The 6656-nt window shown below is 59.1% G+C and carries 4 protein-coding genes; 3 read left to right on the forward strand and 1 reads right to left on the reverse strand.

Going from position 1 to position 6656, the window contains the following annotated elements; all coding sequences use genetic code 11:
- Positions 1-92: 92 nt before the first annotated feature.
- Positions 93-1070 carry a Bug family tripartite tricarboxylate transporter substrate binding protein gene (locus tag PMI12_RS22655; RefSeq protein ID WP_007837099.1) on the reverse strand — a complete coding sequence of 326 codons (978 nt, stop codon included), beginning with the start codon at positions 1068-1070 and terminating at the stop codon, positions 93-95.
- A gap of 323 nt (positions 1071-1393) precedes the next feature.
- On the opposite strand from PMI12_RS22655, the gene PMI12_RS22660 reads away from it, so the two are divergent.
- From PMI12_RS22660 to PMI12_RS28950, 3 genes are read left to right on the forward strand one after another with little or no spacing between them, the layout of a single operon-like run.
- A complete protein-coding gene (locus tag PMI12_RS22660; RefSeq protein ID WP_042674046.1) occupies positions 1394-4156 on the forward strand; it encodes a type VI secretion system Vgr family protein in 2763 nt (920 codons plus the stop codon).
- 15 nt (positions 4157-4171) lie between these two features.
- Positions 4172-6022 (forward strand): LysM peptidoglycan-binding domain-containing protein, encoded by a 1851-nt coding sequence (locus tag PMI12_RS28365; protein ID WP_007837101.1) that lies wholly within the window; start codon positions 4172-4174, stop codon positions 6020-6022.
- 1 nt (position 6023) lies between these two features.
- Positions 6024-6575 (forward strand): hypothetical protein, encoded by a 552-nt coding sequence (locus tag PMI12_RS28950; protein WP_157632271.1) that lies wholly within the window; start codon positions 6024-6026, stop codon positions 6573-6575.
- Positions 6576-6656 lie beyond the last annotated feature (81 nt).

Genomic DNA, 6656 nt, shown 5'->3' on the forward strand with positions numbered 1-6656 from the left:
GGGGGCAAGCGGCGCATCCATCGCTCATGGCATGTTCGGCGCCGTCAGCCCCCATCCCAACCTTCCCCCAAAGGGGGAAGGGGCAAGAAGGGCTACTCGATCGTCGCGCCCGAGGCTTGCACGATCCCCTTCCACTTCTCGTAGTCGGTCTTCAGCAGCGCGCCGAACTGCTCCGGCGTCATGCTTTGCGGCTCAGCGCCCTGGGCAATGATGGCCGCCTTCATTTCGGGCGTGGCCAGCAGTTTGTTGATCGCCGCATTCAGCGTGGCGACGACGTCCTTGGGCGTGCCGGCCGGCACGAAGACGCCGTACCAGGTGCTCACGTCGAAGTCCTTGTAGCCCAGCTCGGACACGGTGGGCGTGTCGGGCAGCGAGGTGCTGCGCTTGGCAGAGGTCACGGCCAGCGGACGCAGCTTGCCCGCCTTGATCTGCGCCAGCGCCGAGGGCACGGACGACACCATCAGGTCGACGTTGCCCGCGAGCACGTCCATCATGGCCGCGTTGGAGCCCTTGTAGGGCACGTGGCGCATCTTGATCTTGGCGGCGCTGTTGAAGATCTCGCCGGCCAGGTGGATGGTGGTGCCGTTGCCTGGCGAGCCGTAGGTGATCGTGTCGGGCGCGGCGCGCGCAGCCGTGACCACGTCGTTCAGCGTCTTGAACTTCGAGTTGGCCTGCGTGACGATCACCACCGGCGTGTAGGCCACGTGGGCTACGGCGGTCAGGTCCTTCACCGGGTTGTAGCTCAGGTTCTTGTAGAGCCAGGGCGCGACGACCATGTTGTCCTTCTGGCCCATCACGATGTCGTAGCCCGTGGGCGCGGCGCGCGCGGCCTCGGCAATGCCGATGGTGCCGCCGGCACCTGCGCGGTTGTCAGGCACCACGGTCCAGTGGTTCGCCTCAGTGAGCTTCTGGGCCACGAGGCGCGCCAGGATGTCGGTGCCGCCTCCGGGCGGGAAGGGCACGATCATGCGGATGGGCTTGGCGGGGTAGGACTGCGCCTGTGCAGCCGTGGCAAAGGCCAGGGGAAGTGCCAGCGCGAGGGCCAGCGAGCGGATGAGTTTGCGGATCATGGGGTTGTCTCTGTATGGGGGCGAATCGGGTTGCAGACTTGAGGCCTCGTCGGGCACTGCACCGGGGTGCAGTGTGCCGGAAGCGGAGCCGCAGGGTTTTCGTGGTTCGCGAAGGGCCTCTTCTCGGGCTGCGGCGGCTCCGCAACGTGCATTGCTTCACGAATTGCGCACGTGCGCACGCGATGGCTACTTTGGGTTGCTTTCGGGGTGGCCAGAGCGGGTTACATAATCCAACAAAACGGCCCCCCAGACCCTGAGGGCGGCCAATCAGGGAGTCTCATGTTCATCTTCGATCGTGCGAGTGCGCGTGCTCGCCCGCGCCCGTGAAAAGGCGCGTCACCCTCCGCTCGCCCTTGGGCGACGCGTTGCAGTTCCATCGCCTGGCCGGGCGCGAAGCGCTGCACCAGCTCTTCGAATTCGACGTCGACTTGCTGGGCCACAGCAACGCCATCGACCCGAAAGCCCTGCTCGGCAAGACGGCCACCGTGGCGATGGAAACCGAGCGCGGCGACCTGCGTTATCTCGGCGGCATCGTCACCTGCTTCGGCCTGATCGAAGAAGACGCGCGCCAGTCCTTCTACGAGATGAAGCTGCGTCCATGGCTGTGGCTGGCAACACGTCGGAGCGACTTCCGGGTCTTCCAGGGCAAAACCGTCCCCGACATCCTCACCGAAGTGCTCGACAGCTACGGCTACCCCATCGAGAAGAGGCTCAGCCGCGAATACCGGTCGTGGGACTACTGCGTGCAGTATCACGAAAGCGATTTTTCGTACATCTCGCGCCTGTGCGAATTGGAAGGCATCTACTACTACTTCAGGCACGAAGCAGAGCGGCACGTGCTGATGTTCGCGGACGACATCGCCATCTCCCACGATCCGTTGCCCGGAGGCGATACCGTGCGCTTCCACCCGCTGGAGAAAGCGGGCATGACCGGAGGTGGCTCAAGTCCGAGCGAGCGCATCTATGAATGGCAGTCCGGCGAAGCAATCCGCCCGGGGTTTCATTTCACCAACGACTACGACCCCCTCAAGCCCAGGGCGGACCTTTCCAACCAACGTCAAATGCCCCCAGGCCATGCCCATGACTCCTTCGAACTGTACGAATGGCCTGGTGGCTACAAGCAGCACAACGACGGCGAAGCCTACGCGCGCATCCGTACTGAAGAACAGTTGAGCGAGCGCAGTGCTGCGAGCGGGCATTCCAACAGGCGCGATCTGGCGCCGGGCCACACCTTCCAGCTCGCCAGCCACCCGAGGGAAGACCAGAATCAGAAATACCTTCTGACCGGCGTCGAGTACGAGCTGCAGGAAAATCTTCAAGCCAGCGAAGGTGCCGACGCCTCCGAAGGCTCCGTTCAGCGTTTCGCCTTCAAGGCGCAGCCCGTGACTTACGCATGGCGACCGCCGCGCACCACGCCCAGGCCGCGCACACGTGGCCCGCAGACGGCCATCGTGGTCGGCCCGGAGAACGAAGAAATATGGGCCGATCGGTACGGCCGCGTCAAAATCCAGTTCTACTGGGATCGTCTGGGTCAGCGTAACGAGAACTCCAGTTGCTGGGTGCGCGTGGCCATGTCTTGGGCCGGCGCGACCTTCGGCACCGCGGCCTTGCCGCGCATCGGCCAGGAAGTCATCGTCGATTTCCTGAGCGGCGATCCGGACTACCCCATCATCACAGGGCGTGTGTTCAATGCCGAGAACATGCCCGCGTGGCACCTGCCCGATCAGAAGAACCTCTCGGGCATTCGCAGCCGCGAACTGAGCCCAGAAGGCAGTTCTGGCGGGACGCGCGGCAATCATCTGGCGCTGGACGACCATCCCGGAAAAATCCAGGCCCAGCTCAAGAGCGATCACCTCAGCAGCAGCCTGAGCCTGGGCCACATCGGCCGCATCGACGACACGGCAGGCCGCAAAGACGACCGAGGCCAGGGCGCCGAACTGCGCACCGATGGCCACGCCGCGGTGCGCGCAGCCAGGGGCCTGCTGCTCACCACCGAGACACGGCCCCATGCGCAGGGCCACATCACCGATCTGGGCGAAACGGTCGCGCGCCTGACGGCCGCGCGCGATCTGCATGAACGCCAGAGCCAGACCGCCCAACAGGCCAAGGCGCACGGGGCGGGCGATCAGGACGCCGTCACCCAAGCGCTGAAGGAACAGAACGACGCCATCAAGGGCAGGGGTGGCGACAGGCAGGATGGCCGGTTTCCGGAGCTCGACGAACCCCATCTGGTGATCGCCAGTGCGGCGGGCATCCAGAGCACGGCGGCAGGCGCCACGCACATCGCCAGCATCACCCACAACGCATTGAGCAGCGGCGGCCACACCAGCATCAGCGCGGGCAAGAGCTTCCTGGCCAGCGTGAAGGAAGCCGTGCGCCTGTTCGCCTACAAGTCCATCCGCCTGACTGCGGCGACCGCCGGCATCGACATCGTCGCCCTGCAAAACAGCATCAACCTCCTGGCGAAGCTCGACATCAAGCTGGAGGCCGAAAAGATCAGCATCACCGCCAAGGAAGAGATCCTGATCAACGGGGGCAGCAGCTTTACCAGGTGGAACGCCTCGGGGATCGTGCATGGCACCCGCGGGCTTTGGCGCGAGCATGCGGGGGTCCACAGCTTTGCGGGGCCTATGAGTATGGAAAAACTTCTGCGGATGCAAGGCGTCGGTCACGACGACAAATACAGCGTTCGCTTCGCCCCTCTTGGCAGCGACGAAGTCTTCAAGCATGTGGAAATGGCAGGGCTGCCTTACAAAATCCTTGACGAGCGGCAAGCCATCACGGCCGAAGGGATCATTCCGGACGACGGACGACTTCCAAGAATCACCTTCGAGACGCCCGACGAGGCGACGCTGATCGTGGGTGAAGAGACGTGGGACTGGAACCCAGTTCCCACGATTCGCACGCGGCAGAGCGATCCCAATACCGCCGAAATAGAAAGCCAGGAGGCCGTCGAGAGCGATGGCGTGGACGACGGCTTGGACACCATCGAAAACTCAAAGTACGCCCAATCAGGCGTCGGTTCTGGCCTCAACCATTTTCTTTCTGAATCGGCGGTGGAAGCCCATCTGAATGGACTGGCCTGAGTTCTTGGATATGACATGTCAAAGCTGATATCCGCTACCTATCACCCCAACATCGAAGTCGCAGAGTTCATCTGTGAGGATGGCCGCCATTTGCTGCGCTCCGGTGGAACACTGCCATGGCGAATCAACAACCCCGGCGACTTGACGGCTCGAATGGTAGGTGGCGCGCCCGCCCCCAGGAAGGCCAAAGGCTATGTCGGGTTTGCCACGACCAAATCCGGCAGAACCTTCCTGATCTTTCCCGATGAGGATTCCGGGCGGACAGAGCTGAAGGCAAACCTGAAACGCTTGCACGGCGATCGAACCATCCCCGAAGCCATTCCTGTCTATGCCCCCAAGGGGGAAAACAACACGGAAAAATACGCAAACGACCTGCTCCGCACGAGCGGCATTCCGGCCGACCGGAAGCTCAGCGAATGCACCGACGCCGAGCTCGAAAAGATAGTGGACAGCATCTCGGAAATCGAGGGCTACCACGCCAAGCCTGAAACCCGCAAGGAAACATGGGTGGTCGTGAGCACGATCAACGCCACCAATGGCAGCCAGCCCTTGCCCGACACGGAAATCATCCTGCAAAGAGGAAGCAGGGAGGAAAAGGTCAAATCCGATGCCACAGGCCGCTTCCCGTTGGTGATCCATCCTTCGGACAAGGCCGATGTGCACGTCAAGGTCACAGACCCGAAGACCAAGGAGCCCGTGAAGGTCGGGACGATTCAAGGCGACACCGGTCAGGACTTCAATCTTCTGGCGAAGTTCAGAAAATGGAAAGGTGTTGCGGGCTCGGAGAAGATCAACAGTTCGACGCCCGGCCAGAAGAAACCGATGAGCTACGTGGTGCAGCCCGGAGACAGCCTGGGAAAGATCGCGAAGCTGTATCGCACCAGTGTTGCCGCAATCAAGGATGCCAACGAGCTGAGCAGCGACCGGATCTATCCTGGCGAAGTGCTGCTGATTGGTGGGAGGGGCAAGGAGCCTGGCGCAGCACAGTCGGCTTCAATTTCCATCGCACCAAAAGCTGCATCAGCAAGCACGCCATCAATTCCGAAAGCCCGACCTCGTGCTGCTCCGCCAGCAGCGCCTATTCCGTCAAGCACGCAACCCTCGGATTCGGAACGATCCAAGGAGGGAACGGGAAAGGTCTTGGCACTGATCAATCCGTGGCCTGGGCGAGCGCCGTGGATGCCTATTGCGATTGTGGAGGCGAAGCTTAGAGCTGGTGAAACCGAATCTACTCTGCAAGACAAAATAAATTATCACGTCGAAATCAACGATGGCTTGAAATCTCTGAACGGGAACAGCAATGCGTGGTGCGCTGCCTTTGTCAATTGGTGTCTGTTGCAGGCAAAATATCCGATCGACAATATCGGTTTTCCCAATCACAAAGCTGCGAAGGCACGTGCGCACAGTTTTTATGAAGTAGACGGTCCCAAAGAGAAGTCAGAAAAAACAGCGCGCATGATCCGAAATCCCTTGTTTGTTGAGCTGGACAAGCCAATATATGGCGCCATTGCAATGGTTACATCAAAATCTGATCACGGGCATCATGTGGGATTTGTATATGCAAAAAACGGCTCCAATGGGTTGATATTGCTTGGCGGGAATCAAGATCAGCAAATAAATTTTTCGTACTTCAATATCGCGCCTGTTGCTGCGCGTACAACAAAAAATAAAGATGGGAAGAAGGTCGTGCATAAAGGTGACCCTAATCATTTGAGGTACTTCGTGCCAATTGCATATTATGAGCAGGCTAAGAAGGATATTTCTGATCCTGGACTGGAAGAGATGAAGGCGGTCGAAATAAATAAAATAATGGGAATCGAAGCTGGAAAATCTAATGCGAATAAAGAAACCCCAACACTCACTTGACATGGCTTATTTTTGGCGGTCATCACTGCAGCGATTGCTATGGAAGGCGACGACATTTTTTGCCTTGCTTTTTAAATCTACTTCCTTTGCTTTTGCAGGATATGCTGGTGGCCCTTATGTCGTATGGGTAAATCTTGATCATTCTCCCGATAAAAGGAGGATCGATGGGGTGATTGCTGATTACGCGACGAGTAAGGCAGTTAACTGCGATGGACAGTGGAAAATGGGGGATTCTTTACTGTATATGAAGAAGCGCCCTCCATTGATTGATAATGATTTGGTTGAGGGTGTTTTTTTGAGAAAAAACAGCGCTCAAAAAAAACGATTGAACTTCGCATTGAGGAATTATAGGGATATTGATTTTCATCACCACGACGGCCTTGATGGCATTATTGCGTATACGACTCAAGGCGACGCAAAAATGATGAGCTTGACGACGGGGAAAAATAAAATCGAATCCGTAACCATTGCGTCGCATGGTAATCGTCCTGCGAAGGAGGACATAGAAGATGCGTTCTGTGCACTCCTCCCTCCAATAACTCGCGCGCCGTAGGATTGGAAGGGAAGGGAAAGGAAAGGAAAGGAAGGGAAGGGAAGGGAAGGGAAGGGAAGGGAAGGGAAGGGAAGGGAAGGG

Origin of the sequence: Variovorax sp. CF313, from assembly GCF_000282635.1 — a bacterium.
Taxonomy (GTDB): Bacteria; Pseudomonadota; Gammaproteobacteria; order Burkholderiales; family Burkholderiaceae_C; genus Variovorax.

What these genes read in the sequence shown, in the direction of transcription:
- PMI12_RS22655 (WP_007837099.1), bottom strand. Translation starts at nt 1,070, where the DNA reads ATGATCCGCAAACTCATCCGCTCGCTGGCCCTCGCGCTGGCACTTCCC.
- PMI12_RS28365 (WP_007837101.1), top strand. Translation starts at nt 4,172, where the DNA reads ATGTCAAAGCTGATATCCGCTACCTATCACCCCAACATCGAAGTCGCA.
- PMI12_RS28950 (WP_157632271.1), top strand. Translation starts at nt 6,024, where the DNA reads ATGGCTTATTTTTGGCGGTCATCACTGCAGCGATTGCTATGGAAGGCG.